The organism is Arachnia propionica, assembly GCF_003932785.1.
Classification (GTDB): Bacteria; Actinomycetota; Actinomycetes; order Propionibacteriales; family Propionibacteriaceae; genus Arachnia; species Arachnia propionica_B.
In genome coordinates this window covers 71,731-97,072 of the sequence record NZ_RQYT01000007.1, presented here as the reverse complement: position 1 = coordinate 97,072, position 25,342 = coordinate 71,731, and the positions used below count along the sequence as shown (strand labels likewise).

At 68.6% G+C, this 25,342-nt stretch carries 22 protein-coding genes and 4 tRNA genes; 20 read left to right on the top strand and 6 right to left on the bottom strand.

The genetic code is table 11. The annotated features are described in order from the left end of the window. Positions 1-30 precede the first annotated feature (30 nt). Both EII35_RS05240 and EII35_RS05235 read right to left on the bottom strand, forming a co-directional pair. Positions 31-4,584 carry a hypothetical protein gene (locus EII35_RS05240; RefSeq protein ID WP_125227410.1) on the bottom strand — a complete coding sequence of 1,518 codons (4,554 nt, stop codon included), beginning with the start codon at positions 4,582-4,584 and terminating at the stop codon, positions 31-33. Then, positions 4,581-5,426, bottom strand: coding sequence for a DUF4132 domain-containing protein (locus EII35_RS05235; RefSeq protein WP_125227409.1), 846 nt, complete (start codon positions 5,424-5,426; stop codon positions 4,581-4,583). Before EII35_RS05235 ends, EII35_RS05240 begins: the two co-directional genes overlap by 4 nt. Before the next feature lie 142 nt (positions 5,427-5,568). On the opposite strand from EII35_RS05235, the gene EII35_RS05230 reads away from it, so the two are divergent. Both EII35_RS05230 and EII35_RS05225 read left to right on the top strand, forming a co-directional pair. Beyond that, positions 5,569-6,942 carry a hypothetical protein gene (locus EII35_RS05230; RefSeq protein WP_125227408.1) on the top strand — a complete coding sequence of 458 codons (1,374 nt, stop codon included), beginning with the start codon at positions 5,569-5,571 and terminating at the stop codon, positions 6,940-6,942. 501 nt (positions 6,943-7,443) lie between these two features. Beyond that, positions 7,444-8,700: a hypothetical protein gene (locus EII35_RS05225; protein WP_125227407.1), complete on the top strand. Its 1,257-nt coding sequence runs from the start codon at positions 7,444-7,446 to the stop codon at positions 8,698-8,700. Positions 8,701-8,707: 7 nt separating this feature from the next. Here the strand turns inward: EII35_RS05225 and EII35_RS05220 are convergent, their stop codons facing one another. Both EII35_RS05220 and EII35_RS05215 read right to left on the bottom strand, forming a co-directional pair. After that, positions 8,708-9,745 carry a 2-oxoacid:ferredoxin oxidoreductase subunit beta gene (locus tag EII35_RS05220; protein ID WP_125227406.1) on the bottom strand — a complete coding sequence of 346 codons (1,038 nt, stop codon included), beginning with the start codon at positions 9,743-9,745 and terminating at the stop codon, positions 8,708-8,710. Beyond that, on the bottom strand, positions 9,745-11,610 hold the full coding sequence (locus EII35_RS05215; protein ID WP_260465018.1) for a 2-oxoacid:acceptor oxidoreductase subunit alpha: 1,866 nt from the start codon (positions 11,608-11,610) through the stop codon (positions 9,745-9,747). Before EII35_RS05215 ends, EII35_RS05220 begins: the two co-directional genes overlap by 1 nt. Before the next feature lie 114 nt (positions 11,611-11,724). Here EII35_RS05215 and EII35_RS05210 point away from each other — a divergent pair, with 114 nt between their 5' ends. Genes EII35_RS05210 through mptB form a run of 4 tightly spaced genes read left to right on the top strand, consistent with a single transcriptional unit; the run spans position 11,725 to position 14,432 of the window. After that, entirely contained in the window at positions 11,725-12,111 is a 387-nt protein-coding gene (locus tag EII35_RS05210; RefSeq protein WP_125227404.1) for an NADH-quinone oxidoreductase subunit B, read from the top strand. Then, positions 12,104-12,631, top strand: coding sequence for an NADH-quinone oxidoreductase subunit C (locus EII35_RS05205; protein ID WP_125227403.1), 528 nt, complete (start codon positions 12,104-12,106; stop codon positions 12,629-12,631). Before EII35_RS05210 ends, EII35_RS05205 begins: the two co-directional genes overlap by 8 nt. Then, positions 12,628-12,939, top strand: a complete 312-nt coding sequence (locus EII35_RS05200; protein ID WP_125227402.1) for a 4Fe-4S binding protein — start codon at positions 12,628-12,630, stop codon at positions 12,937-12,939. The genes EII35_RS05205 and EII35_RS05200 overlap by 4 nt, the downstream gene beginning before the upstream one ends. Further along, positions 12,936-14,432, top strand: a complete 1,497-nt coding sequence (mptB, locus tag EII35_RS05195; protein ID WP_125227401.1) for a polyprenol phosphomannose-dependent alpha 1,6 mannosyltransferase MptB — start codon at positions 12,936-12,938, stop codon at positions 14,430-14,432. Before EII35_RS05200 ends, mptB begins: the two co-directional genes overlap by 4 nt. Here the strand turns inward: mptB and EII35_RS05190 are convergent. Continuing rightward, a complete protein-coding gene (locus tag EII35_RS05190; protein WP_125227400.1) occupies positions 14,408-15,325 on the bottom strand; it encodes an exodeoxyribonuclease III in 918 nt (305 codons plus the stop codon). The two genes, mptB and EII35_RS05190, sit on opposite strands and share 25 nt — an antisense overlap. A gap of 47 nt (positions 15,326-15,372) precedes the next feature. On the opposite strand from EII35_RS05190, the gene EII35_RS05185 reads away from it, so the two are divergent. From EII35_RS05185 to EII35_RS05170, 4 genes are all read left to right on the top strand, one after another. Further along, on the top strand, positions 15,373-16,344 hold the full coding sequence (locus tag EII35_RS05185) for a tetratricopeptide repeat protein (RefSeq protein ID WP_125227399.1): 972 nt from the start codon (positions 15,373-15,375) through the stop codon (positions 16,342-16,344). Positions 16,345-16,548: 204 nt separating this feature from the next. After that, positions 16,549-17,448 (top strand): DUF808 domain-containing protein, encoded by a 900-nt coding sequence (locus EII35_RS05180; RefSeq protein ID WP_125227398.1) that lies wholly within the window; start codon positions 16,549-16,551, stop codon positions 17,446-17,448. Positions 17,449-17,451: 3 nt separating this feature from the next. Continuing rightward, positions 17,452-18,060: a class I SAM-dependent methyltransferase gene (locus tag EII35_RS05175; protein WP_125227397.1), complete on the top strand. Its 609-nt coding sequence runs from the start codon at positions 17,452-17,454 to the stop codon at positions 18,058-18,060. Positions 18,061-18,093: 33 nt separating this feature from the next. Next, positions 18,094-19,278, top strand: coding sequence for a winged helix-turn-helix domain-containing protein (locus EII35_RS05170; protein WP_125227396.1), 1,185 nt, complete (start codon positions 18,094-18,096; stop codon positions 19,276-19,278). Between the two features lie 163 nt (positions 19,279-19,441). On the opposite strand, the gene EII35_RS05165 is transcribed toward EII35_RS05170, so the two are convergent. Then, positions 19,442-19,933 carry a YajQ family cyclic di-GMP-binding protein gene (locus EII35_RS05165; RefSeq protein ID WP_125227395.1) on the bottom strand — a complete coding sequence of 164 codons (492 nt, stop codon included), beginning with the start codon at positions 19,931-19,933 and terminating at the stop codon, positions 19,442-19,444. 101 nt (positions 19,934-20,034) lie between these two features. Here EII35_RS05165 and EII35_RS05160 point away from each other — a divergent pair, with 101 nt between their 5' ends. The 10 genes from EII35_RS05160 to EII35_RS05115 all read left to right on the top strand — a co-directional run bounded on the left by EII35_RS05160 (position 20,035) and on the right by EII35_RS05115 (position 25,308). Then, the gene (locus EII35_RS05160; protein ID WP_125227394.1) at positions 20,035-21,834 is read left to right on the top strand and encodes a glycerophosphodiester phosphodiesterase family protein; all 1,800 of its coding nucleotides are present in this window, start codon (positions 20,035-20,037) and stop codon (positions 21,832-21,834) included. Between the two features lie 67 nt (positions 21,835-21,901). Beyond that, positions 21,902-21,982 (top strand) — tRNA-Tyr (locus tag EII35_RS05155). Positions 21,983-22,047: 65 nt separating this feature from the next. Beyond that, on the top strand, positions 22,048-22,755 hold the full coding sequence (locus EII35_RS05150; protein WP_125227393.1) for a purine-nucleoside phosphorylase: 708 nt from the start codon (positions 22,048-22,050) through the stop codon (positions 22,753-22,755). A gap of 53 nt (positions 22,756-22,808) precedes the next feature. Next, positions 22,809-22,881 (top strand) — tRNA-Thr (locus EII35_RS05145). A 39-nt stretch (positions 22,882-22,920) separates the two neighbouring features. Then, positions 22,921-22,996: transfer RNA gene (locus EII35_RS05140), tRNA-Met, on the top strand. A gap of 50 nt (positions 22,997-23,046) precedes the next feature. After that, complete coding sequence (gene rpmG / locus EII35_RS05135; protein WP_124843412.1) at positions 23,047-23,217, top strand: 50S ribosomal protein L33; 171 nt, start codon at positions 23,047-23,049, stop codon at positions 23,215-23,217. Positions 23,218-23,308: 91 nt separating this feature from the next. Next, positions 23,309-23,737, top strand: a complete 429-nt coding sequence (locus EII35_RS05130) for an FAS1-like dehydratase domain-containing protein (RefSeq protein WP_125227392.1) — start codon at positions 23,309-23,311, stop codon at positions 23,735-23,737. Further along, a complete protein-coding gene (locus EII35_RS05125; RefSeq protein ID WP_260465017.1) occupies positions 23,730-24,137 on the top strand; it encodes a MaoC/PaaZ C-terminal domain-containing protein in 408 nt (135 codons plus the stop codon). The genes EII35_RS05130 and EII35_RS05125 overlap by 8 nt, the downstream gene beginning before the upstream one ends. Then, positions 24,130-25,152, top strand: coding sequence for a UDP-N-acetylmuramate dehydrogenase (locus EII35_RS05120; RefSeq protein ID WP_125227390.1), 1,023 nt, complete (start codon positions 24,130-24,132; stop codon positions 25,150-25,152). Before EII35_RS05125 ends, EII35_RS05120 begins: the two co-directional genes overlap by 8 nt. An 83-nt stretch (positions 25,153-25,235) precedes the next feature. After that, positions 25,236-25,308, top strand: a tRNA-Trp gene (locus EII35_RS05115). The last annotated feature ends 34 nt before the right edge of the window (positions 25,309-25,342 follow it).

The following is a 25,342-nucleotide window of genomic DNA, read 5'->3' as shown; positions in this document are numbered from 1 at the left end:
CACCCAGTTCGGCGGTTCGGGAATTCAGGATCATCGGCGGCGGTACCTCTCGGTCCTGAGCTCGGTGTAGCCGGGGGCGTCGCCGTCCTGGAAGCGATGCCAGGCGTCGGCGAAGAGCTGGGGGAGGGGGACGAGAGGGACGACGATGTCGTTCCTCGGGTTCACCTTGGGCGTGTCCTCCAGCTCGTAGAAGGGTGCCTTCCATACCTCCAGCGGCAGGTGGGGTGCCCTGGCCTCCATCCAGCCGCCGGGGAGGAACCAGGAGCGTCCGGCGCGGGAGCGTTTGGCCTCGATGACCAGTCCCTTCTCGACCAGCGGTGCGGCGGCCCTGGTCCGGTGGGTCTTTGTCCAGCCGTTCCAGAGGTCGATGTTCTTGTCCGTGGGGTTGGGCAGGGTCAGCAGCTGGAGCCAGTAGCGGGCTGAGTCCTCGGGCAGGCCGAGGGCGGTCTGCACCTCGGCGACGATCTCGGGTGCGGAGGTCAGGGGGTCCGGTGCCCAGCCGTCGCCCGGGGTGCGCAGCCATTCCAGGATGGGGGTGAAATGCCCTGCCGCCACGGCGGCCAGGTCGGCGATGCGCCTGCTCCGGTAGTACCCATCGGTGGGCATGGACCGGGCGCGCTGGAGTTCGAGTTCCCAGTCCTCGACCTTGGCGGGATCGAAGGTTAACTCATCGTTGTGCTCACCCCGGGTGAGGGTCCATGGGCCGACCTGCTGGATCGTTCCCTGCGCGGTGGCGGTGAAGGTTGGCAGGCCGAGGACGGCGCGGATCCTGTCCTTGGTGTCGGAGTAGATGCTCTCCTCGTACTCGCGGCCCAGGCTGGTGGCGAGCATGGCTTCCAGCCGCTCGGCGAGCCACGGGCGCAGCGGGTCCTGCAGGGGAAGCCTCGATGCCAGCCACAGCCAGTGCGGCAGCTGATCCAGGCTCGCACCGTCCTCGGTGAGCCGTTTCACACCGTGACTGCCGCCGCCGGCGATGACCCGACCGGCCTCGGTGATGATCTCCTCGGACAGGGTGATCGAACCAGCCGTGTGCTCCTTCCAACACGCGATGATCCCGTCCACGTCCAGCCCATGGTGGACCACGTGCATCGGGTCGGTCACCCCGGCCCTGACCAGGGCGACCAACAGTTCCAGGGGCAGACCGCGCAGGAACGTACGCGCTGCTGCTGCCTCGGCGACCTTGAGACCGAGGAATTCCCGGAGGTCCTTCGGCAGCCAGTTGTGCTCCCACGAGTCGAGATTCGGCATTCCCGCCAGGAGGATCTTCGCCGTGGGCAGGGACCACCCGGTACCCTCGGCCAGACGCTCCGCAGCGCCAGGCTCCCAGGCCGGGCCACCGCTGCTGAGCAGGGCCTCGAAGGCGGCGGTGTGGGCGTCGAGATCGATCCCACTGGAGCGGTCGACCAGTTCGGTGGCCTTCTTGTTCACCTCGGCAGGAATCCCACCCGATGGACAGAGGAGGAAGAAGACCCGGTCATCTCTGGTGTAGTCGGAGTCCAGCACGACGGCGGGGCCGGTGGGGGTCTCCACCCGATCCCCGTACTCCAGGTCGGAGACGAACAACCCGTCGGGATACCTCACCAGGAAGGTGACGGTCTCCGGTTGGTGCAGACCGCTGTCCTTGATTGCCCCGAAGGCCGCCGCAGTGCCCTGGATCAGCTCCGGAGAGGCCAGGGGAGTGCATGCCCCAGCGAGCAACAGCTCCGGGTGCAGCAGCGTGGTGCGGGCCTTGGAAGTGACGACGAAGCGGTCCCACCGCTGCCCGTCGAGTGCCCGGTTGATGCGGGTGAAGCCCTCATGGGTGAGTACGCTGCCCCTGGGCAGCCAGCCCACGGCCTTGTCTGACGGCATCCACTGCCCGAAGGTCCGGGAGGTGTCGCCCTCGCTGTCATCCCGGAGCTGCTGCAGCCGCTGGGTGGCGCGGTTGAGGCGCAGCGCCAGCCACCCGACGGCGACACTCAACGCCGGGTCGGTGGTGCCGAGCAGCTGCTCGGCGGCCTCGACCACAGCATCCGGGAGGGATTCGGGCTCGTCGTGGGACCACTGAGGCAGGGCCGCGATGAGCCCCGCCACATCTGCGGCCTGCATGGTGCGCATCCGGGCACTGACCGCCTCGTCGCGGACGCGGAGGTGGTGCCAGCCCGCCACGGGGAGGTCATGCAACAGGTGAGCCCTGCCTCGGGCGCTGCAGGCGATGCTGAGCGGAGCAAGGTTCTCCAGATGCAGGATGCCGTCCACGACCAGCCAGTGCCCGCCTCCTGGTCGGGCCACGTGGGCACCCGGCCAGGATGAGCCGTGATGTTGTGTCACACCTCGCCATGTGAAGCCGTCGATGCCACGGGCCAGCAGCTCGTCGTCGTCGCGCGTCAGCAGCACCCAGCCGTGCTGGCCGTCAGCAACCCCCAGAGGGGAGCCCAAGGTCTCGGGGACGGCTGGCATCCACTGGGTCTGCCGGGACTCCAGGCAGAAGCCGTCGCGAAGGTCCGCCTCGACGAGGGCGGCCAGACCCGGGGGCATCGATTCCCGGCCGAGTTTTCCGGTGTCCGGGTCAAGGGCATGGGGGTGCTGTTCCCACGGTTCATGGCTCCAGTGGGAGGAACCCTCCTGGAACACGGTGGCCCGCCCGGAGGTGGGGAACTGCGCCGCTGAGGGGCGGAGCAGCCCCGGGCCGCGCAACCGACCGGCCTCGACCTCGAGGGAGAAGTCACCGAAGTCAACGGACGGCCAGTGGTGAAATTCCTGCTTGTGGTGGGTGGCGGGATCGCTGGCCCACGTGAGATGCCTCGACCATGAGGAATCCCAGCTCAGGCAGGCCGTGTCTCCAGCCACGAGGAGCCAACGCCACTCGCTGAACTTCTGCGCACCCGGGACGTCGATGGTGACGTCTGCGCCGCGCTCATCGCCCTTGACCCAGATGATGCGGTTCCTGCGGGCCACGCCGAACCAGGGCCAGGACTCCTGGACGGACACCTCGTCGGGGTCGGCCTCGTCGGAACCCAGCTCGGCAGCTGCGGCCTCGAGGGCGGGCCAGGTGAGTTCGGTGAGCAGGCCGTCGCGGATGGCCTTGGCGGTGAGTTCCGCAGGGTCGGCCAGGGACTCGAAACGCGCCAGCTCGCCTGCCACCTCGGCGCGGGCGGCGGGGGTGTAGAGGGGCCTCAGGCGTTCCAGCTCTGTGAAGAACTCAGGTGCGGTGGAGTCCTCGGTGAGGCTGGTGGTGGCCCAGCGATGCAGGAGTTGGCGGCTGCCCTCGTGGGCCAACAGCGCGTCAAGGTGCTTGTCGAACTGCGTCCCACTGAGCCCTGCCGCAGCTCGGGGGGCGTGCTCGCTGGCGGCCAGGTGGGTGAGGTCGGAGCGGCGGTCATCGGCCAGCCAGCCAGCCAGGTCAAACCGGTTGCGCCAGTCGTGAGTGTGGTCCATCTCCACCCGGCAGCCACGCGACAGGACGGCGTCGATCAGCTCCGGTTCGGTGTCCCTCGGGTGCAGAGGAAGCTCCAGCACCCTGCCCTCCTGGGAGGGAAGGCTGCGGATGAACTGCGAGAGCTCGGCCGGGAAGTCGCTGTTCCAGTCGCGGCTCTCCTTGTGGATGAAGCGGCCGACCCAGTCCAGGACGTCGCGCTCCCCGTTCCGCATCTCGGCCAGGATCCCAGCGGCGTCGAGGACCTGCAGCCAGCCAGCCGTCTTGGCGCCGTCGGGGGTGAGGGCGAACAGCAGGTCCCGCATTTCGGGAGTGTGCTCCGCCATCCGGGCGAGTGGTTTCATGAAGGCGTTCCAGAAGGCCTGCGGGGCCTTGCTCACGGAGGGGGAGCGGAGCATGGCGTCGAGGAGAAGCTCGTCCACCTCCTGCTGGTCGGCCTTGGCGGCCTTGACCAGACGCTTGATGTCGGAGTGGAGGTTCGCGTAAGGGGGGAGGCCGCCCTTGACCCGGTCGATGTTCAGCTGGATGAACTGCTCGAGGGCTTCTTCCGGGCTGTGGCGTTCCAGGAGGGCCTTGGACTCGGTGGTGAGTTCCTTGGCGCTGAGCGCCCCGGCGAGGGCGAACTCCAGCAGCACCTGACGATGGCGGGTCTCGTCGATGGGCAGGTTGTGGATGCGTTCGGCCTCGCGGGCCTTGGCGAAGTACTGCGTGGCGTAGCTGCGGTTGTCCAGCGCCAGGAAGATGCGGGCCGCCTCCTCCAGGAAGGTGGGGAGGAAATGCGGGGCGGAGGCACCGAGCCTGCTGGCGAGTTCATCGAGCATGTCCTTGGCCGGCCCGGGGCGGGACCGGGCCAGCTTGGCCGCGCGCTGCAGGTCACCGACGAGGTTGAGGGCGTGCCTGGCGTTCGCGGGATCGTGGAGGATGGGCCAAGCGGGGAACCCGATGGCCTTGGTCCGGACGTGGCCCACCGGGGCGGATGCGGTGTTGCCGAACCCCAGGACGTCGAGGCTCAGGTCCTCCACCTCGGTCAGAGGTTCCCGGACCAGTCGCACGACGGCGCGGTCCTCCAGCAGCGGGTGGGTGTAGGTGCGGCTGCACAGTCCCACCGAGTCGGCGACGGCGGTGGCTGCGACCCCGCCCAGCTCGGCGGTGCGGGAATCCGGGATCACTCGTCCTCCTCCTTGGCGACCTTGCGTCCGGCGAAGATGTGGGCGGCCATCCTGACCCCCTCGGAATAGGCCAGCGGCCCGACCTCAGCCACCGGGACCACCTGATCCGCCACCGTCCAGTGCAGATCCCCCGTGACGGTCTCTGCCTCCGGGTAGTCCGCGCCGATCCAGTAGCGGGCGGTCACCGGCTCCCCCTCCTCGAAGCACACGCAGGTGGCGTACCCACCCGAGACCTTGAACCCGGCGGAGCGGGCCCGACCCGTCGCGAACCGCAACTCCTGGAACTCGCCGCCCGCCCAGTCGTTGAGCTCGGTGGTGGTCGCCTCCAGGTCGGCGGGCTTGCGATGCACCTCCCGGAACAGCTGGTCCAGCCGCTGGGTGATCCCCAGCTCCACGGAGAACTCCCGCAGATCCTCAAGGTCCTCGAGCAACGCCGGATGCGCCAGCAGCACCCGCTCCGCCGTGATCGTCACCGATTCCCCGTCGAGGTCGACGATGCCGAGGCCCTTCTCGTCGGCAGAACGCAGGAACCCGGCGACGCCGTCGTCGGTGGCGATGACGAGATCCGTCAGCCAGGACCGCCACGACTCGTCGGCCCACACCTCCGCCAGGAGGACCCGTGGGACCGGCAGGGACCGCAGCAGCCATCGCTCCACCTCGGCACCCGCCTCGACGTCGTGCTGGTGGAGGAAGTTCAGCAGGGCGTCGAGCTCCTCGAAGGCCTCACTCTTCTTCGCCTTCGGTGGCACGGAGGCCAGCTCCTTGCCCTTGTCGTTGCGGGCGATGATCGCGCCGTCGCGGATGGTCAGCTCGTGTCCGGTACCAGTCTGGGTCCATTGCATGAGGCCAACCTAACGAGGAGCACTGACAAAAGTGAAGTGGTTGCTGGGTGGAGGGGGCCACCGGGCCTGACAAGGAGTCTTCCGGGAGGCCGCACCTCGGGCCTCGGGACCCTCTAATATGCGGTCCCAAGGAAGGAAACTGATGTCTACGCCCAATGATCCCCGCTTCAACCAGCCCAACCCCGATCCCGGTCAGCCCGGCCCCAACTACCAGAGCTCACCCCCGCAGGGCTACGGTCCCCCGCAGGGACCGGGATACCCGGGTCAAGGACCGCAGCCGGGGTACGGCACCCCCCAGCCGCCCTACGGTGGCCAGCCCGGCCCCTCCCCCCAGGACCCGTACGCTGCTCAGCCCGGATATGCTCCCCAGGATCCTTACGGAGGCCAGCCCGGCTACGACCCCTACGGCATGCCCCAGCAGCCCGCCCCCAAGAAGAACCTGCCGTTGATCATCGCGGGAGTGGTGGTGGCGGTGCTCGTCATCGGTGTCGGCATCGCCTTCGCGATGGGCGCCTTCTCCCCCAAGAAGAAGGACTCCGCCAGCCAGGGCAGCACGCCGGCGGGGGCCCCTTCCCCGGGTGGGGAGTCCTCGGCCGGGGGTGAGGAGGATTCCCAGGCTCCGGCCGGGAAGCCCGAGACCCCCAAGGCCGCCGTTGAGGCCTACCTCAACGCCGTGGCAAAGGGTGATGCGAAGGCGGCGCTGGCCGTCGTCGACTCCTCAACCATCCGTGACGATTCCCTCCTCACCGATGAGGTGTTGAAGGACTCCCTGAGCCGGACCCCCATCACCGACATCAAGGTCTTCGAGCCCGAGGGGTCGGAGTACTCCCCAACGGTGAAGGTGTCCTACAAGCTGGGTGACGAGGTGGTCGAGGACGAATACCAGATCATGGGAAAGGACAACCAGATCTTCTCCCCGATGTTGGGGCTCAGCCTCCATTCGGTGCACAAGCTCAAGCCACTGGTCAATGGGGTCGAGGCCAAGACCGATCGCCCTGATGTGTTCCCCGGTAGTTACGTGGTGACCAGCTCCAACGAGTACCTGGAAGTGGAGGTGGACCGAGGGGAGTTCCCCCTTTTGATGAAGCACTCCAAGGACTATGACCTCCCCTACCTGAAGGTCAAGGTGAGCCAGGCCGGCATCGACCTGTACCGCGAGAAGGTGGTCCCCGAGGCCAAGGCCTGTCTGGCATCGCCCAACCTCGACCCGGGCTGCGACATGGCGATGAGTGACACCCTCCAGGACGGCGAGAAGCTGACCGACGGCACGATCGAACGAAACGCCAGTGCGGAGGCGATGAGCCAGCTCGAGAATGTCGAGCCCGAGGCAGGCATCGAGGTGCCGACCATCATCAGCTCCAGGCAGTTCGGCTACTTCACCATCAAAGCGGACTGCACCGACGCCAACGGCAACTCGGGCCGATGCTCGGTCATCGGTGGCCCGGGCTCCATGTGGTCGACGGCCTCCATCGACCTGACCGATCCGGAACTCAAGGTGACCTGGAAGAAACGGTGAAACCCTGAGTTGAGCAGGGGGCCCGGCCGACACGATGCGTCGGCCGGGCCCTTCCTCAGGCATTGTTCATGCCTCGTCCTCCCTGTTGGTCGAGCTGGATCGCGAGCGTCAGCGAGCGGTCCTTGTCGAGACCCCTCGCGCACGGTTCTGGAACTCGAGTCCGGCCGGAAGCGCACGGAGGTCTCGACACAGCTCCTCCGCAGGCTCCGGACCCGGCTCGACCAGCGGTGGGGAGGGCCTCTCACTCTCGGGTTCGCCTGTGTCGGGTGTGGCTCGCCTGTCCAACCAGACAGGCGAAATGAAACAGGGCAGGCGTTTTTGACCCAAGGCAGGCGAATCAGCGCACTGAGGAAACCGGTGGGAGGGAGTAGCGGCAGGGGCCGGTGCTCGGGTGGTGACCCATAGCGGCATCTATGGTGAACCCAGACCATCTGGGAGTCCGGACCCGGGAAGCGCCCGGCTCGTCCGCCAGCCGAAGGATCTCACGAAGGAAGGATGTCAATGTCGCACGAGCCCCACGGCAACCCTCCAGGACGCAACCCCGGCCCCGAGTTCCAGAGCCCGCCCCCGCCGGGGCGCGGGATCCCGCACGGCGGCGGCCGTCCCGGGGTGGTCCCTCCACCCGGGTACGGCGTCGCGCCCCACCCCCACGCCAGCCAGCCGACACCCCAGCCGCAGTACCCCAACGACGTGGTGCCGCCCCCGCCCGGACGGAAGAACCCCCTCATCATCGCGGCCGCACTGGTGGCTGCCGCCCTGGTCGGTTTCGGCGCAGCCGTCGCCACGGGGGTCCTCAATCGGGGGAATCCGGATCAGACCACCCCCGAGACAACGACCTCAGTGAGTGGGGAACCCTCCCCGTCGCCAACCAGCAGTCGCATCCCCACCAACCCCGTGGAGGTCGCCGAGGACTACCTCAACGCCGTCGCCCGCGGAGACGCGGAGACCGCCCGGCGCATGATCGTCCGGCAGCCTGACTCGGACATGTCCCTGCTGACCGAGGAGGTCCTGAAGGAATCCCTTCAGCGTGCACCGATCACCGACATCAAGGTCCAGGAGAAGAGCGGTTCCCCGTCCACGAACGGGGTCGAGGTGAGCTACACGATCGGTGGCGAGCTCATCAGCGACGAATTCACGGTGAACATGCACGAGAGGAAGATCGTCAGCGGGCTTCCCTCGCTGTTTCTCAGCCCGCTCAACGGAATGGCGGTCAAGGTCAACGGTGTGGTGCCGGAGACTGACGACCCCTTGGTCTTCCCGGGCATCTATCAGGTGACCAGCGCCAACGAATACCTGGAGCTGGTGGGCAACAACGTCATCCCCAAGCGGTACTCGTCGGATCTCACGTACGTGGACCTGAAGGTCCAGGTCAGCCAGGCCGGCATCGCCCTGTACCGGGAGAAGGTGATCCCCGAGGCCAAGGCGTGCCTGGCCTCGACCAACCTCGACCCCGGATGCGACATGCCGATGTCCGCGACCACCAGGGACGGCGAGACGATCACGGAAGGGACCATCGCCCGCACCCTCGACGCCGAGGGCCGGGCCGCCATGGAGAACGTCGTCCCGCAACCCGACCCCGTCACCCCGACCATCATCAGCGCGGCCGACTTCGGCGACTTCACGATCACCGCGCAGTGCACCACGGCCGCCGGTTCGACGGGTGAGTGCCTGATACGCTCCGGCCGCGGCACCCTGTGGTCGAAGGCGACCATCGATCTGGGCGACCCCGAACTCAAGGTCGTCTGGGGCAGACGCTGAGACCGGATCAGCCGATCTGCCAGGAGGAGCGACCCTCCATCGCTGCCTGCAGGGCCGCACGGGGGTCCGCCGCGCGCGCCCCGTCGAGTTGACGACGCAGTTCGACGTCGTAGGCCGGACGCTCCACGCTGCGGAAGATCCCGACGGGGGCGCGGTGCAGCACCCCGTGATCCGTCAGCTGCGCCAAGGCGAAGGCCTGGGTCGGATCCTGGCGGGACATGTCGTGCACCACGATCCTGCCAGGGTCGGTCGTGGCGGTCTCCGCGACCTCCAGCACACCGTCGTCACGACGGGCCACACACAGCCTTCCCTCCTCGCCGAAGGTGATCGGCTCCCCGTCCACGAGCCGGATGAGGGCCTCGGTGGCGGCCGGCCCCTTGAGGGCGTCGAACGCCTCGTCGTTGAAGATGGGGCAGTTCTGGTAGATCTCCACCAGCGCCGCCCCCTGATGCCGGGCCGCGGCGGCCATCACATCGGTGAGCATCGCCCGATCCGAGTCGACGGCGCGGGCCACGAATGTCGCACCCGAGCCGAGCGCCAGGGCGACCGGGTCGAACGGCGCATCCAGCGACCCGTACGGTGACGACTTCGTCAGCTTCCCCAGCTCGGAGGTGGGGGAGTACTGCCCCTTCGTCAGACCGTAGATCCGGTTGTTGAACAGCAGGATCGTGAGGTTGACGTTGCGCCGCAGCGCGTGGATGAGATGGTTGCCGCCGATCGACAGGGCATCACCGTCACCCGTGATGACCCACACGTTGAGGTCCTCGCGGGCCGCGGCCACCCCCGTCGCGATCGCCGTCGCCCGCCCGTGGATCGAGTGCATCCCGTAGCAGTCGACGTAGTACGGGAACCGGGACGAACAGCCGATCCCGGACACGATGACGGTGTTCTCCCGCGCGATGCCGAGGTCGGCCATCATCGCCTGGAAGGTCGAGAGGATGACGTAGTCGCCGCAGCCGGGGCACCAGCGGACCTCCTGGTCGCTCGTGTAGTCCTTGCGGGTCAGCGACCCGGCCGCGACGGGGACACCGGACAGTCCGTTCATCACTTCTCCTCCAGCCGGGCGATCTCACCGATGAGGTGCTCCTCCAACTCCGCGATGGAGATGGGCAGCCCCCGCACCCGGGAATAACTGGACACGTCGACGAGGTACCGGGCACGCAGCAGGAACGCCAGCTGTCCGAGGTTCATCTCGGGCACGATGACGCGGTCGTAGCCGCGCAGCACGTCGCCGAGGTTGGCGGGCATCGGGTTGAGATGCCTGAGATGGGCGGTGGCGACCTCGTGGCCGCGCAGCCGGACCCGCCGGGCCGCCGCCGTGATGGGGCCGTACGTCGACCCCCACCCGAGCACCAGGATCCTCGCCTCCCCGGAGGGGTCGTGCACCTCGAGGTCCGGGATGTCGCGCACGATCCCGTCGACCTTCGCGGCCCGCGTCCTGACCATGGTGTCGTGGTTGTCCGGGTCGTAGGAGATGGCCCCGGTGGTGGCGTGCTTCTCGATGCCGCCGATGCGGTGCTCCAACCCGGGCGTGCCGGGGATCGCGAACGCCCTGGCCAGCCGCTCGTCGCGGATGTAGGGGTGGAAGGTCGGGGAGCCGTCCGGTTTCGTGGCGTTCGGTTCCGTCGCGAAGGCGACGTCGATGGCGGGGATGTCGTCCAGGTCGGGGATCCGCCACGGCTCGGCACCGTTGGCGACGTAACCGTCGGTGAGCATGATGACGGGGGTCCGGTAGGTCAGCGCGATGCGGCACGCCTCGACGGCGGTGGCGAAGCAGTCAGCGGGGGACTGGGCCGCCAGCACGGGCACGGGGGCCTCGCCGTTGCGGCCGAGCACGGCCTGGAACAGATCGGCCTGCTCCGTCTTCGTGGGCATGCCCGTCGAGGGTCCGGCCCGCTGCACGTCGACGACCACCAGTGGCAACTCCGTCATCACGGCCAGTCCGATGGCCTCCATCTTCAATGCCATGCCGGGACCCGACGTCGTGGTCACGCCGAGCGCCCCCGTGTAGGAGGCGCCGATGGCGGCGCAGATGCCCGCGATCTCGTCCTCGGCCTGCATCGTCATGACGCCGACGTCCTTGCGACGGCTCAGCTCGTGGAGGATGTCGGAGGCGGGGGTGATCGGGTAGGAGCCGAGGAACAGCTGGAGCCCCGCCCGATCCGCCCCGGCCATGAGCCCGTAGGCGGTCGCCAGGTTCCCGGTGACCTGCCGGTAGCGTCCCGGCGGCATGGGAGCCGAGGCCACCGTGTAGCGGTGCTCGAACACCTCCGCGGTCTCGCCGTAGGCGTGGCCGGCCCGGAACGCCGCGATGTTCGCGTCACGGATCTCGGGACGATCCTTGAACTTCGTGTTCAGGAAGTCCAGGGTGCCGTCGGTGTCGCGGGAGTACAGCCAGCACAGCAGCCCCAGCGCGAACATGTTCTTCGTCCGGTTGGCGTCCTTGCGGCCCAGGCCGAACGGCTTCGCCGCTTCGGTCGCCATACCGCTGAGGTCGAGGGCGTGGACCTTCCAGGCGTCGAGGGAACCGTCGGTGAGTGGGTCGGAGTCCCAGCCGACCTTCGCGAGGTTGCGTTTCGTGAAGTCCGCCTGGTCGACGATGATGACCCCGCCCGCGGGCAGGTCACCCAGATTCGCCTTGAGGGCGGCCGGGTTCATCGCGACCAACACGTCCGGTCGGTCACCCGGGGTGACGATGTCGTAGTCCGCGAAGTGGACCTGGAAGGACGAAACGCCGGGGAGTGTGCCCTGCGGGGCGCGGATCTCGGCCGGGAAGTTGGGCAGGGTCGCGATGTCATTGCCCAGCGCGGCCGATTCGGCCGTGAAGCGATCCCCCGTCAACTGCATGCCGTCGCCGGAGTCGCCAGCGAATCGAATGACCACGCGATCGAGTGAGCGTGTCTCAGCCACTGCCTGTTTCCTCCTCGTTTGGCTGCGCGCCAGTGTAGGAGATGATGACGAATTCCGCCTTTCCCCGCTGTCCGAACCGTGGTCGTGGCGCGCCCGGGTCGTAGGATGCCCCCTATGGCCCATTTCCTCGACTGGTTCGGCGACGCCTCGCTGTACGTCCTCGACGTACCGCTGGCCTGCTGCGCCCTGGAGTCGCAGGAGGCCGCTGCCGGACGTCAGGTGGCCGAGCCGCCGCCGGATGCGCGACTCGCGGTGGTGTTGTCCGGGACCCTCACCGAGGCCGTCGCCCCCGTGGTGCGAGGCATCATCGACTCCCTGCCCACCCGGCCAGTTGTCCTGGCCTTCGGGACCTGCGCGGCGACGGGGGGTCCCTACTGGGACTCGTACTCGGTGGTCAAGGGCGCGGAGGCCCTCGGCGTCCAGGTTGACCAGTTCATCGCGGGCTGCCCGCCGCCCCCCGAGGCGCTCACCCGGGCGCTGGAGGAGGTGCGCCATGGTTGAGAACGTCCCTCTCAGCGCCTGGCGTGACCGCGTGGCCGCGTCGAAGGAGGAGGGGTATGACTTCCTCGTCAACCTCACCGCCGTCGATGAGATCGGGCGCAGCCCCCACATCCGGGTTCTGCTCTGGCTGCGCAACCGCGACGGCGACACCCGCTGCCTCGCCGCGATGTGCGACCGCGACGACCCGCACCTGCCGGACCTCACCGACCTGTTCGCCGGGGCCGCCTGGCTGCAGCGGCAGGTCCACGACTTCTTCGGGGTCGTCTTCGACGGGGCGGACAACTCGCCCCTGCTCAACCGGGCCGGCGGGACCCCGTTGCGCAAGGACGTGCTGCTGACCCCGAGGATCACGACGCGGTGGCCGGGCGGCCTGGAACCCGGAGCGTCGGAGGCCAGCCCGGGACGTCGTCGTCTCGTCCCGCCCGGTGTCCCCGACGAGAAGGTCCTGGCGGATCCCGACGCGACCCCGGAGACCATCGCCGCCTCCGCCGCCGGGGTGCGGATGGGGAGGGTCCGATGATCCACGGCTACATCGAGCTGGTGGAGGAACGCTGCACCTCCTGCATGATCTGCGCCCGGGAGTGCCCCACCTGGTGCATCCGGCTGACCTCCCACCAGGAGCGTTCCGCCCCCGCCCCCGGGGCGCGGGAACGCACCCACAACGTGCTCGACACCTTCGAGATCGACTGGGCGCGATGCATGTACTGCGGGGTCTGCATCGAGCAGTGCCCCACCGACGCCCTGCGCTGGGGCGGCGCGCACGTCCCGGCCGCGTCCTGTCTCCCGGATCTCGTGCACGGCCGTGACCAACTGGCGGGTGACCCGTGACTTCCCCGTCGTGGCTGGCGGGCCTGTGGGAGTCGCTCAGGGGCGCGTTCCAGCAGCGGGCCGTGAAGTTCGGCCTGTTGGGCTCGGTGCTGCTGGTGGCGGGATCGCTGTCCCCGGCCTACCTGCCCCGCGTCTCGCCGCTGACCCGTTTCATGGCGTCGCTGGGATTCGACGGGCCGATCTCCAAGACCGTCGGCACGGTGTTCACGATGGTGGGGCTGGCCCTGCTCATGGAGTTCTGGCTGCGGATCCGCCCCGCCCGACGTGAGGCGCAGGGGCTGCCGCAGCTGCGTCACTGGGCGGTGCTGGTGATCGTCGGTACCCCGATGCTCGTCGCGCCCCCCATCTTCAGCCACGACGCGTACTCCTACGCGGCCCAGGGGTGGCTGCTCCACAACAACCTCAACCCGTACCTCGTCGGGCCGGGGCTCCTGCCCGGCCAGTTCGCCGACCAGGTGGCGTGGGTGTGGCGCGACACCCCCGCCCCGTACGGCCCGTTGGCGCTGCGGATGAGTCACTGGCTCATCGAGCTGGTGGGGCTCGACCCCTACTGGTCCGCGGTCATCATGCGGGTCCCGGCCCTCATCGGCGTCGGCCTCATCGGCTGGTGCACCCCGCGCATCGCCCGGCGTTTCGGCATCAACCCGGCCGCCGCCAGCTGGTTCGTCCTCACCAACCCGATCCTCATCATCGACTTCATCGGTGGCGCCCACAACGACTCCCTCATGACGGGGCTCATGGTGCTCGGCATCTGGGTGACGTTGCAGCAGCGCACCTGGCTGTGGGGGGGCGCCATCATCGGTGTCGCCGCCGCCATCAAGCAGCCCGCGTTCCTCGCCGCCGTCGCCCTGCCCTTCCTGCTGGTGCCCTGGACGTCGTGGCGGCCACGGGACGTGGTGAACGCCGCCGGGAGGGCGCTGCTGAGTCTCGGCATCTCCGTCGCCGTGTTCGCGGCGCTGAGTCTCGCGACGGGGCTCGGATTCGGTTGGACCAACGCGGTCAACGTCCCCGGCATGGTGGACACCGTCTCACCGTTCACGGTGCTGGGGCATCTCATCCAGTACCCCGTCAACCTGCTCGGCCTGGATCCGGGCGGGCGGACGGTGATCCGGACGCTGCGCAGCCTCGGGCTCGTCGTGGCGGCGATCGGGATCGTCTGGATCGCGGTGAAGCACCTGGGTCGCCGACCCCTGCACTTCGTGTCCTGGTCGTTCCTGTTGTTCGCGTTCTGCGCCCCCGCCATCCACTCCTGGTACGTGCTGTGGGGTGGGGTGCTGTTCCCCGTGACCCGCCCCCGTACCAAGGTGCTGCGGACCGCGATCGTCGTCACCGGGGTGCTGCTCGGGTATGCCGCCATGAACTTCGCGCTCCGCAACGGCGCGTGGCTGCTGGCGCTGCTGCTCATGTGGACGCTGTGGGAGTCGGTGCGCGCCCACGAGCTCAACCAGAACTGGGAGGACGAGGCCCCTCAGGAGAGCCTCGTCAGGTCGTAGTCCACGACGACGGGGCAGTGGTCGCTGATGCGGGAGTCGTAGTCGGCCTCCCGCAGTGAGGTGGCCCGGGTGGCGCTGGCCGCCAGCTGCGGGGTGGCGAGGTGGTAGTCGATGCGCCAGCCGGAGTCGTTGGCGAAGGCCTGGCCCCGCCACGACCACCACGAGTACGGCCCGTCCTGGTCGGGATGGTGGTGCCGCACCACGTCGACGAGGGTGCTGGGGTCGAGCTGCTGGGTGAACCACTCCCGCTCCTCCGGCAGGAAGCCGTCGGTGCGCTGGTTGGCGCGCCAGTTCTTGAGGTCCCGTTCGGTGTTGGCGATGTTGAAGTCCCCGACGATGACGTACTCGCGCCCGGCGTCGGCGGCCTGCCCGCGCGCCTCGTCGAGGTGGCGGGACAGCCCGGCCATGAACTGCATCTTGCGCTCGTACTTCGGGGTGTCGGCATCCTCGGGCTTGCGGGCGTGGTGCTCCGGGACGGCCCCCTTCGGCAGGTACAGCGAGGCGACGCGGACGGGGGCGTCGGCGAGATCCACCTCGATGTAGCGGCCCTCGGTGGCGAAGGGGGCGAGGTCGGGGTTGCTGACCGTCTCGACCGTCGCCTGGCTCGTGGCGCCGTCGGGGGTGACGACGGTGGCCTCCCCGTTGAAGGTGGCGATCCGCTCCGGCGCGGTCCGGGTGAGGATGGCGACGCCGTTTCGTCCGGCCTGGGCGGCGGGTGCCCAGGCGGTGTGGTAGCCGTCGAAGGTGCCCGCTGGCAGGTCAGCAACCTTGCAGCGGACCTCCTGGAGGCAGATGACGTCGGGCCGTTCGCTCTCCCACATGGCGTGCAGGCCCCGCCTGAGGGCGGCGCGGATGCCGTTGACGTTGTGGGAGATCAGCCGGAGCGAGTTCATGTCCCGGAATGCTACCTTCGGTCATCACGACGACGAGGAGGCGCACAGTGGAGTGGGAAGAGCTGGAGGAGTTGGCGAAACGTCACGGGGTCGAGCCGGAGGTGCTGGCCGAGCTGAACGACCGCGCCCACCAGATGTTCGAGGCGGGCCAGCTGGCGGATGCCGCCGACCTGTTCGCCGGATTGACCGGGCTGGTCCCCGACCACTCCCCGTACCACTACATGCTGGGCCTGGCCCGCAAGTACCTGCGCCAGTGGCCCGAATCCCTGGCCGCGAACCTGAAGGCCATCGAGCTGGCCGAGGAGTTCGACGAGGCCGCCCACTGGAACGCCGGCATCGCGGCGACGGCCCTGTCGGACTGGGCGACGGCCCGTCGCATCTGGGAGGCCTGCGGCATCGAGCTCACCCCCGGCGAGGGTGAGATCCGGGAGGACTTCGGGTTCGTGGTGCTGCTGCTCAACCCGTGGGGAGACATGGAGCGGGTGTTCGCGCGTCGCATCGACCCGGTCCGCGCGGAGATCGTCAGCGTCCCCTACCCGCAGTACGGGCACCTGTACGGCGACATCGTGCTGCACGACGGCGCGTCGCTCGGGGTGGCCCGGGTGGGGCAGCGGGAACTCATGGTTTTCAACGAGCTGCAGCGCCTGACCCCCTCCACGTCGCAGACCTTCATCGCGGAGGTCACGTGTGACGATCCCGGCCAGTTCCAGGAGCTGCTGGATGCGCTCTCGGAGCTGGGGGAGGCCGAGGACTGGACGCAGAGGAAGTGGATCTGTTCCTCCTGCGCCCGTGGCGACCAGGAAGGTGTCCAGGAGCCTCACGAGCACGACGAGTCCGAGCTGGAGTGGGCGCCGGACCGGGAGGTCGCGGTGGCAGCTGAGAACTACGATGCCGTCACACAGGTGCTCGCCGCGTGGGAGGAGCCAGAGGGCCGCAAGGTGCGCACCCTGACCCCCGTCGAGCCGGAGGTCATCTCGGATCCGGAGGACGGCACCTTCTGGTGGGAGGCCCGGCCCTAGAGGGCGCGCGGATAGGCGCATCTACTGCGGTCGCCCCGGTGACCCCCTGGCAGCGTTGTCCTCCTCGAACGCACGCTCCAGTGCGCTCTTCGTCGTCCGCCTTGCCAAGAGGCCACCATGACGATCCTCGTCACGATCCCCCTATCCGCGCACCCTCTTAGAGGTGCTACTTTCTTCTGGACCGCTTCTGACTGGAGGACGTGAATGGCTGGAGGCCTGGCAGCACTGCTCGACGACGTGGCGATGATCGCCAAGCTGGCCAGCGCGGCCAGCACCAAGGCGATGGGAGTGGTCATCGACGACGCCGCCGTCACCCCCCGCTACGTCACCGGACTCAAACCAGCCCGCGAGCTGCCGATCATCTGGAAGATCGCCAAGGGGTCGCTGCGGAACAAGGCGATCATCCTCGTCGCCGCGCTGGCCCTGAGCCAGTTCGCGCCCTGGCTGCTCACCCCCGTGCTCATGCTGGGTGGCGCCTACCTCTGTTTCGAGGGGGCGGAGAAGGTGTGGGAGTCCGTCTCGGGTCATCATGAGGCCGAGACGAGGACCCCGGGGGAACCCCAGGACGAGAAGGCCCTCGTCGCGGGTGCCGTCACCACCGACTTCATCCTGTCCGCCGAGATCATGGTCATCTCACTCAACGAGTTGGCGGCCCAGAGCTTCTGGATGCGCGCCGCGGCCCTCACCGTCGTCGGCCTGCTCATCACGGTCCTCGTCTACGGTGTCGTCGGCCTCATCGTGAAGCTCGACGACATCGGCCTGCGGATGATGGAGGGCGGCTCGGAGGGTCGCAAGCGGATCGGGCAGGCGATGGTGAACGCGATGCCGAAGGTGCTTGCCATCCTGTCCGTCGTCGGCATCGCCGCGATGCTGTGGGTGGGCGGCCACATCATCCTCGACGGTCTGCACAAGCTCGGGTGGCACGCCCCGCTCGACCTCGCCCACGGCATCGCCCACCTGGCTGCCGGGGTGCCAGCGGTCGGCGGTTTCCTGGTGTGGCTCATCGAGACCGTCCTGTCGGCACTCTTCGGTCTGCTGCTCGGTGGGCTCATCGTGGCCGTGGCGCATCTGATCCCCCACCGGAACACCTCAGGGAGGCACTGATCCATGGAGAAACACTTCGACGCCCGAGCGGCCACCTGGGACACCCCGGAACGTCTGGCCCGAACCCAACGCACCGCTGACGCCATGCTTCCCTTCCTCCCGCAGGGGCGGCCGCGGACCGTCGAGCTCGGCGCCGGGACGGGGCAGTTGTCCCGTAGTCTCGCGGAGCATCTCGGTCATGTCGTGTTGCTGGACTCATCGGCGGCCATGATCGAGGTGGCGGGGCGCGCCGTCGAGGAGCACGGCTGGGAGGCCCGGGTCGCCGACGTCACCACCGACGGCATCCCGGATGGCCCGTTCGAGCTCGCCCTCGCCCAACTGGCGCTGCACCACATCCACGATGTCCCAGCCCTGTTCTCCCTCGTCCATGCGGCCCTGGCCCCGGGGGGTCGGCTGCTCGTCGCCGACCTCGACCACGACCCCGACGGCCACTTCCACGCCCACGTCGAAGGGTTCAGTGGCCATCATGGATTCCGCCGCGAGGACATCGCGGCCTGGTTGGCGGATGCCGGGTTCGCCGATGTCGAGTTCCGTGACGCCGGAACCCTGACCAAGGAGGTCGAGGGACATCGTCAGGACTTCCCCCTCTTCCTCGCCGCAGCCACGGCGTAGGCCCGGCCTCAGGAGCGTCACGGAGAACCGGGCATGGAACTGCTGAGCGCTGCGGAGGCCCGGCGGGTCAGCCTCGCAGCCCACGGACTCACTGGTCGACGGGTGGCCGCCACCCGCACGTCGCTGCGAGCCATGGTGCACCGGCTCCGGGTGCTCCAGCTCGACTCGGTCAACGTCTTCGAGCGCAGCCACTACCTGCCCGCCTTCTCCCGGCTCGGCAGCTACGACAAGGGCGTACTCGACGCCGTCGCCGCCAGCGACCTGACCGAGGCCTGGGCCCACGAGGCGACGCTGATCCCCGTCGAGGACGTCCCGCTGTTCGCGTTCCGGCGTCGCGCGATGCGGCGACGGTACGGGGACGGGGTCCACGCCGGGCATCCCGAACTGCGCCAGTGGATCCTTGACCAGATCGGTGAGCGCGGCCCCCTGCGGGCGCGGGACCTCCAGCACGAGGAGAATCGGCGCAGCGGACCGTGGTGGGGGTTGTCGCTGGTGAAGCAGCTGCTGGAGTACATGTTCCTCTTCGGGGAACTGGCCACCGCGCCCCGTGTCGGTTTCGAACGCTGTTACGCCCTGCCGGAGCAGGTGTGGCCGAACGAGGTGATCGACGTCGAGGTGCCGGATTCCGACGCACACCGGGAACTCGTGCGTCGGGCCGCCATCGCGCTGGGGGTGGCGACGGCCGACGACCTCGCCGACTACTTCCGGTTGCACTCATCGCAGGTCGCCCCGGCGATCGCCGAGCTGGAGGAGTCCGGCGAGCTGGTGCCCGTCCGGGTGCAGGGCTGGGAACGCTCCGGACGTCCGCTCAGGGCGTGGCGGCACCGCGACGCGACGGCGCCCGCCCGTGTCGGCCGGGACGCCATCCTCACCCCGTTCGACCCGGTGGTGTGGTACCGTCCGCGGGCCGAGCGACTCCACGACTTCCACTACCGGATCGAGATCTACACCCCGGCGGCGAAGCGGCAGTTCGGCTACTACTGCCTGCCGGTGATGCTGGGCGGGCGCCTCGCCGGGCGCGTCGACCTCAAGAACGACCGCCAGCAGAAGGTGCTGCGCGTCCAGGCGGCCTGGACGGAACCCCGAGCCCCCCGGGACGCACCGGAGCGGGTTGCGTCGCTGCTGCGGGAGGCCGCCCGGTGGCAGGGCTGCGAGGGCTTCGTCGTCCAGGACCGGGGCAATCTCGCGCCGGCCCTGATGGCAGAGCTGGGCCGCTGAGGTCGTCGCCCGACGCCCCGTTCTGTTTCGCCTGCCTTGATGTCGCTTCGCCTGTCATTTTCGCGGCTCGCCTGTCTCGTTTGGCAGGCGAAGTGAAAGAAGGCAGGCGTTTCCACACCAGGACAGGCGAACCAGTCCTGAGGCAGCCGAGGGGTGGGGTCTGTCAGCGGTAGTTGACGAACTGGACCGCGAAGTCGTAGTCGGCCTCCTTGATGAGGCGCTGAACCTCCTGCAGGTGGTCCCGGGACTTCGAGCTGATCCGCAGCTCGTCGCCCTGGATCTGCACCTTGACGCCCTTGGGGCCCTCGTCGCGCACCAGCTTGGAGATCTTCTTCGCGTCCTCCTGCTTGATGCCCTGCTTGGTGGTGCAGGTGATCTTCCACATCTTCCCGGAGATCCTGGGCTCACCGGCGTCGAGGGCCTTGAGGGAGACGCCTCGCTTGATGAGTTTGGACTGGAACACGTCCAGCACCGCCTTCGCGCGCTCCTCGCCGCTCGACTCGATCTCGATGGCCTCACCGGACCAGCGGATCGAGGAGTCGGTTCCCTTGAAGTCGAACCGTTGCGACACCTCCTTGGCCGCCTGGTTGAGGGCGTTGTCGACCTCCTGCCGGTCAACCTTGCTCACGACGTCGAACGAGCTGTCCGCGGCCATTGTTCCTCCTGCGGGGTCGGGATCGGATCGGCTCCATTCTGCCAGCCGTCGTCTGAGGCATCGTTACGCTGGGACGGGGAAGCCGACGTTGGGGAGGAACCGTGGCGGAACGACGACGCACCGCGCTCAAGGGCGGCACCCTGAGCGACATCTGGCTCTACGTGCGGTACCAGACGTTGTCGAAGCTGCTCCTCGCCCTGATCGTCATGCCCGCCTACCGCTTCGTCGCCGGGTGGCTCATCGCCAGCCGGGGCAGGACCAGCGTCACCTCGGGGGACTTCGCCGACTTCGTGTTCAGCCTGCCCGGGCTCGGACTGGCCGTCCTCACCACCCTGCTCGTCGGGTTCCTCGTCGTGCTGGACATCGCCGCCTTCGTCATCGCCGAACTCGCCAGGCTCCGCGGCGAGCCCCTGAACACAGGCAGGGCCCTGCTCCTCGAGGCCCTCCGCTCCATCCCGAGGTTCCTGCACCCCGCGACGCTGCTGTTCCTTCTCTACGTCGCCCTCGTCGTACCCCTGGTCAACCTCGGCCCCTCACTGACGGCCCTCGACTGGGTGCAGGTCCCGAACTTCGTCACCGACGTGATCGTGAGGAACCCCGTGTTCCTCAGCCTCTACATCGGTGTTCTCACGCTGATCGGGGTGCTGGCCTTCTTTCTCATCGTGACCGTGCAGGCGATGTTCGTCCACGACCTCGATCCCTGGCGGGCCATGCGCGCCTCCACGCGTTTCGTCGCCCGGAACTGGTGGTCAGTCATCGTCACCCTGGTGCGTGGCCCCCTCATCCTCGGCAGCGCGGTGCTGCTCGCTGCGGCACTCCTCGTCGGCGGGCTGCTGGTCCTGACCGCCCTGCTGCCCGAAGACGTCCTGGCCATCCGGTTCAGCGCCGTGCTCATCTCGGTCGTGGCGGCGGCTGTCATGGGTTTCCTGGTGTTCGTCCTCGTGCCCATTGAACTGCGGAACCTGACCCGCACCTACGCCGTCCTCGACGACGCCATCCCGGCCGAGGCCCGCGAGGACGTGCGCGCGGCCGACCGTCGCGCCCGGCCCCGCCTCCTCGCCGCCGGGTTCGGGGCCCTGGCGGCGGCCCTCGTCGTCGCGATGCTGGGCGCCCTGTTCTTCGACGAGGTGTTCGTACAGGACCGCACCATCGAGGTGATCGCGCACCGCGGCGGGGGCGACCTCGACGCGGAGAACTCCGTCGAAGGGGTCCAGGCCGCCGCCGCGGCGGGCATCCAGTGGTCCGAGATCGACATCCAGCGCACCCGGGACGGGGCCTACGTCGTCAACCACGACGCCACCTTCGCCCGCCTGTCCGGCGAACGACGCAGCTCCTCCGAGATGACCCTGGCCGAGATCCGGGAACTGAGCATCACCAACACCTTCCGGCCCGGAGCCCCCGCCCGGGGTGTCCCGACGATCGAGGAGATGCTGGACGCCGCCGCGGGGCGGATCGGCCTGTTCGTCGAGCTCAAGGGGGACACGGCGGACCGGCGGATGGTCGACGACATGGCCGCGCTCGTGCGTGAGCGGGGCATGGTGGGCTCGGTCGTGCTCATCGGTCTCGACCTCGACCTCATGGCCTACGCGGAGTCCACCCACCCCGACCTCCTCACCGGCTACCTCTACTACTTCGGGGTGGGGGACACCGCCGACCTCGACTTCGACTTCCTCATCATCGAGGAGGGGGTCGCCTCTCCGGGGCGGGTCGAGGACCTCCAGTCGGCGGGGCGTCGCGTCGTGGTGTGGACGGTCAACACCGAGGACTCCATCGACCGGTTCGCAGGCTCCCAGGTCGACGGCATCATCACCGACGTCCCCGTCGACGTGGCCGAGGCCATCACGGCGAAGCAGGAACGTGATGATCTGGAACGCGTCCTCGACGTCGTCTTCGTCGAGTAGTCGCCGACGCCCGTTTGGCATGGCCCGCCGCGCCTGTGCTATCTTTTGCAAGCTGGCCTCAGGCCGAGGCAGGTTGCCCGAGTGGCCAAAGGGAGCGGTCTGTAAAACCGTCGGTTCGCCTACGTTGGTTCGAATCCAACACCTGCCACGAGATCCCCGGAATTGAATGAATTCCGGGGATCTGTTCATCTCCGGCTGGGGTAGGGTCTGGTCATGGCCACCCCACACATCAACTGTGAGCCGGGCGACATCGCTCCGCTCGTCCTCATGCCCGGCGACCCGCGCCGTGCCGAACGCATCGCTGAGCGCCTCACCGGGGCCAAACTGGTCTCCGAGGTGCGCGGTATCGGGGTCTGGACCGGACTCCTCGACGGGGAACCTGTCACGGCGATGGCCTCCGGCATGGGCATCCCCTCCCTGTCGATCTACGCCACCGAACTGTTCACCGAGTTCGGGGTGCGTCGCATCTGTCGGGTCGGCACCTGTGGCGGGATCGCGCCGAGTGTCAAGGTCCGTGACGTCGTCATCGCCTCAGCGGCGCACACCGACTCTGCGGTGGCCACCCTTCCCATCCCCGGGGTCTCCCTGTCGCTTGCGCCCAGCCACGCCATGCTCGCGGCCGCGGTGACGCGGGCGAGCGCGGGGGAGCGGCCCGTCCACGTCGGCCCGGTCTACACCTCGGACTTCTTCCACAACTCCCGCTCCGACATCATCCCCGAGCTGGCCAAGGTCGGCACCCTCGCCGTCGAGATGGAGGCCGCCGGGCTGTACGCCGTCGCCGCCCGCCACGGGGCGGAGGCGCTGGCGGTGCTGACCGTCTCCGACCATCTCCTCGACCACTCCGGTGATCTCAGCAGCGACGAACGTGAGTCGATGTTCCAGGACTCGTTGGAGGTCGCCATCGCCGCATTGCTGGCCTGACGGCTCCCGATTTGTGTCGACGGGCGGGCCCGTGTAATGTTTCCCGACGGCTGGCCCCTATAGCTCAGTAGGCAGAGCGTCTCCATGGTAAGGAGAAGGTCTGCGGTTCGATTCCGCATGGGGGCTCTGTTCAGGCCCGGGAGAAGTCCCGGGCCGGAACATTTCGACGGGGTAGCTCAGTCGGTAGAGCAAGCGGCTCATAATCGCTGTGTCGCGGGTTCAAGTCCCGCCCTCGTCACCACGTGATCCGGCAACTGCGCATCCGCGCCACGAACAGCAAGGAAGAAGATCATGGCCAAGAAGGGTCAGGACGTCCGTCCGAAGATCACGCTCGCCTGCACCGAGTGCAAGGAGCGCAATTACATCACGAAGAAGAATCGTCGCAACGATCCCGACCGGATCGAGCTCAACAAGTTCTGCCCGCGTTGCCGCACCCACCGCGCGCACCGCGAGACCCGCTGAGCCGTACCGGAGAAGGCCGCCCACGAGGCGGCCTTTTTCGTTGTCCTGCTGAGGATTGCGCCCACCGCCACTCGCTCCTAGGCTTCGCCTCATGCCGATGACAGCCGAGCACGCCGGGCGCACCTATCCGCCCGCCCCCGCCTACCGGGTCAGCCGGGCCAAGATCGCTGAGTTCGCAGCCGCACTCAAGGACGACAACCCGGCCTATCGCGGCGAATCCCCGGTCGCGCCCCCCACCTTCGCGGCCCTCATCGCCGCCCAGGCGTGGGATGCCCTGTTCGCGGACGAGGAGCTCGGCCTGGCCCTTCACCGGGTCGTCCACGCCGACCAGACCTTCGACTTCCATCGGCCCCTCGTCGAGGGGGACGACGTCGTCGCGCAACTCACCATCGAACGGGTGCGCAACCGCGCCGGTCTCGACATGGTGACCATCCTCGTCGCGCTGAGTGTCGACGGGGAACCCGTCTGTGATGCCCGTTCCACCCTCATGCACACCCGCGAGGAGGCCACCCGTGCCTGACATCGAACCCGGCCTTGACCTCGGCGAGCTCCGCGTCCCCATCACCCGTTCCGATGTGGTGCGCTACTCGGGGGCGGCCACCGACTTCAACGAGATCCACTTCTCCGACCGGCACGCCCGAGCGATCGGGCTCCCCGGTGTCCTCGCCCACGGCATGTGGACGATGGGCGCCGGACTGCGACTCGTCACTGACTGGATCAAGGACCCCGCCCGGGTGCGCCGCTACCAGGTGCGCTTCACCCGCCCGGTCATCGTCCCCGACACGGATGAGGGAACCGAGGTGGTCTACACCGGCCAGGTGACGGCCGTCGCCGACGGCATCGCCACGGTCACCCTCACCGCCACCTGTGGAGAGGACACCGTGCTGGGCGCGGCCCGAGTGGAGGTGTCCGTTGACTGAGCTCAGCGCCCACACCACCTTCCGGGTCGGCGGACCCGCCCGGCGCTTCGTCGAGGCCACCTCGGAGGACGAGATCTGCGGGGTCGTCAAGGAGTGCGATTCCCGCGGCGAGCCGCTGCTCATCCTGGGGGGCGGCTCCAACGTGCTGATCGCCGACGAGGGATTCGACGGCACGGTGCTCAAGATCGCCACCCGCGGCATGGAACACAACTCCGAGGCCTGTTACGGAGTGGAGGTCAGGGTCGGCGCAGGGGAGACGTGGGACGACTTCGTCGCCCACTGCGTCGCCCAGCAGTGGTCCGGCCCCGAGGCCATGTCCGGTATCCCCGGCTCCGTGGGGGCCAGTCCCATCCAGAACATCGGTGCCTACGGGGCCGAGGTCGCCTCCCTCGTCCAGCAGGTGCGGACCTGGGATCGCCGAACCGGCGGGATCCGGACGCTGTTCGCCACTGACTGTGACTTCGGCTACCGGACCTCGGTGTTCAAGCAGGACCCGGGACGGTTCGTCATCCTCCGGGTCACCTACCAGATGCCCCTCGGCCACATGGGGCAACCGATCCGCTACCCGGAACTCGCCGACGCCCTCGGCGTCGAGTGCGGGCAGCGGGCCGAGGCCACCCGTGTCCGCGAGGAGGTGCTGCGCATCCGTCGCGGCAAGGGCATGGTGCTGGATGACGAGGACCGCGACTCCTGGTCCGCCGGGTCGTTCTTCATGAACCCGATCCTCACCGAGGAACAGGCGGCCGCCCTCCCCGAGGACGCGCCCCGCTACCCCGTCGGGGACCGCGTCAAGACCAGCGCCGCCTGGCTCATCTCCAGCGCGGGTTTCCCCAGGGGCCACGCCCCCGGACGTCGCGCCCGGCTCTCGTCGAAGCACGTGCTGGCCCTGACCAACCACGACGGCGCGAGTGCCGCCGACATCATGGACCTGGCGAGGGAGGTCCGTGACGGCGTCCGGGCCAGGTTCGGGGTCACCCTGACCCCCGAGGTGAATCTCATCGGCCTCAACCTCTGATTTCGACCCCTCGGGGCGAATGCGTTACGATGAGGGTCTGGCGAGGCCGGTCGCGCCCCGATGCGGGTGGGCCGCCGGACCGAAGGGTAGTAGCTCAACTGGCAGAGCAGCGGTCTCCAAAACCGCAGGTTGGGGGTTCGAGTCCCTCCTGCCCTGCGAAGCAGATGCTTCACGGCCTGCCACCCAGTGG

Excerpts from the sequence above, each read along its gene's own strand:
- EII35_RS05230 (WP_125227408.1), top strand. The coding sequence starts at position 5,569 with ATGTCTACGCCCAATGATCCCCGCTTCAACCAGCCCAACCCCGATCCC.
- EII35_RS05220 (WP_125227406.1), bottom strand. The coding sequence starts at position 9,745 with ATGAACGGACTGTCCGGTGTCCCCGTCGCGGCCGGGTCGCTGACCCGC.
- EII35_RS05170 (WP_125227396.1), top strand. The coding sequence starts at position 18,094 with ATGGAACTGCTGAGCGCTGCGGAGGCCCGGCGGGTCAGCCTCGCAGCC.
- EII35_RS05235 (WP_125227409.1), bottom strand. The coding sequence starts at position 5,426 with ATGCAATGGACCCAGACTGGTACCGGACACGAGCTGACCATCCGCGAC.
- EII35_RS05205 (WP_125227403.1), top strand. The coding sequence starts at position 12,104 with ATGGTTGAGAACGTCCCTCTCAGCGCCTGGCGTGACCGCGTGGCCGCG.
- rpmG (WP_124843412.1), top strand. The coding sequence starts at position 23,047 with ATGGCCAAGAAGGGTCAGGACGTCCGTCCGAAGATCACGCTCGCCTGC.
- EII35_RS05150 (WP_125227393.1), top strand. The coding sequence starts at position 22,048 with ATGGCCACCCCACACATCAACTGTGAGCCGGGCGACATCGCTCCGCTC.
- EII35_RS05210 (WP_125227404.1), top strand. The coding sequence starts at position 11,725 with ATGGCCCATTTCCTCGACTGGTTCGGCGACGCCTCGCTGTACGTCCTC.
- EII35_RS05225 (WP_125227407.1), top strand. The coding sequence starts at position 7,444 with ATGTCGCACGAGCCCCACGGCAACCCTCCAGGACGCAACCCCGGCCCC.
- EII35_RS05165 (WP_125227395.1), bottom strand. The coding sequence starts at position 19,933 with ATGGCCGCGGACAGCTCGTTCGACGTCGTGAGCAAGGTTGACCGGCAG.
- EII35_RS05200 (WP_125227402.1), top strand. The coding sequence starts at position 12,628 with ATGATCCACGGCTACATCGAGCTGGTGGAGGAACGCTGCACCTCCTGC.
- EII35_RS05190 (WP_125227400.1), bottom strand. The coding sequence starts at position 15,325 with ATGAACTCGCTCCGGCTGATCTCCCACAACGTCAACGGCATCCGCGCC.
- EII35_RS05175 (WP_125227397.1), top strand. The coding sequence starts at position 17,452 with ATGGAGAAACACTTCGACGCCCGAGCGGCCACCTGGGACACCCCGGAA.
- EII35_RS05180 (WP_125227398.1), top strand. The coding sequence starts at position 16,549 with ATGGCTGGAGGCCTGGCAGCACTGCTCGACGACGTGGCGATGATCGCC.
- EII35_RS05130 (WP_125227392.1), top strand. The coding sequence starts at position 23,309 with ATGCCGATGACAGCCGAGCACGCCGGGCGCACCTATCCGCCCGCCCCC.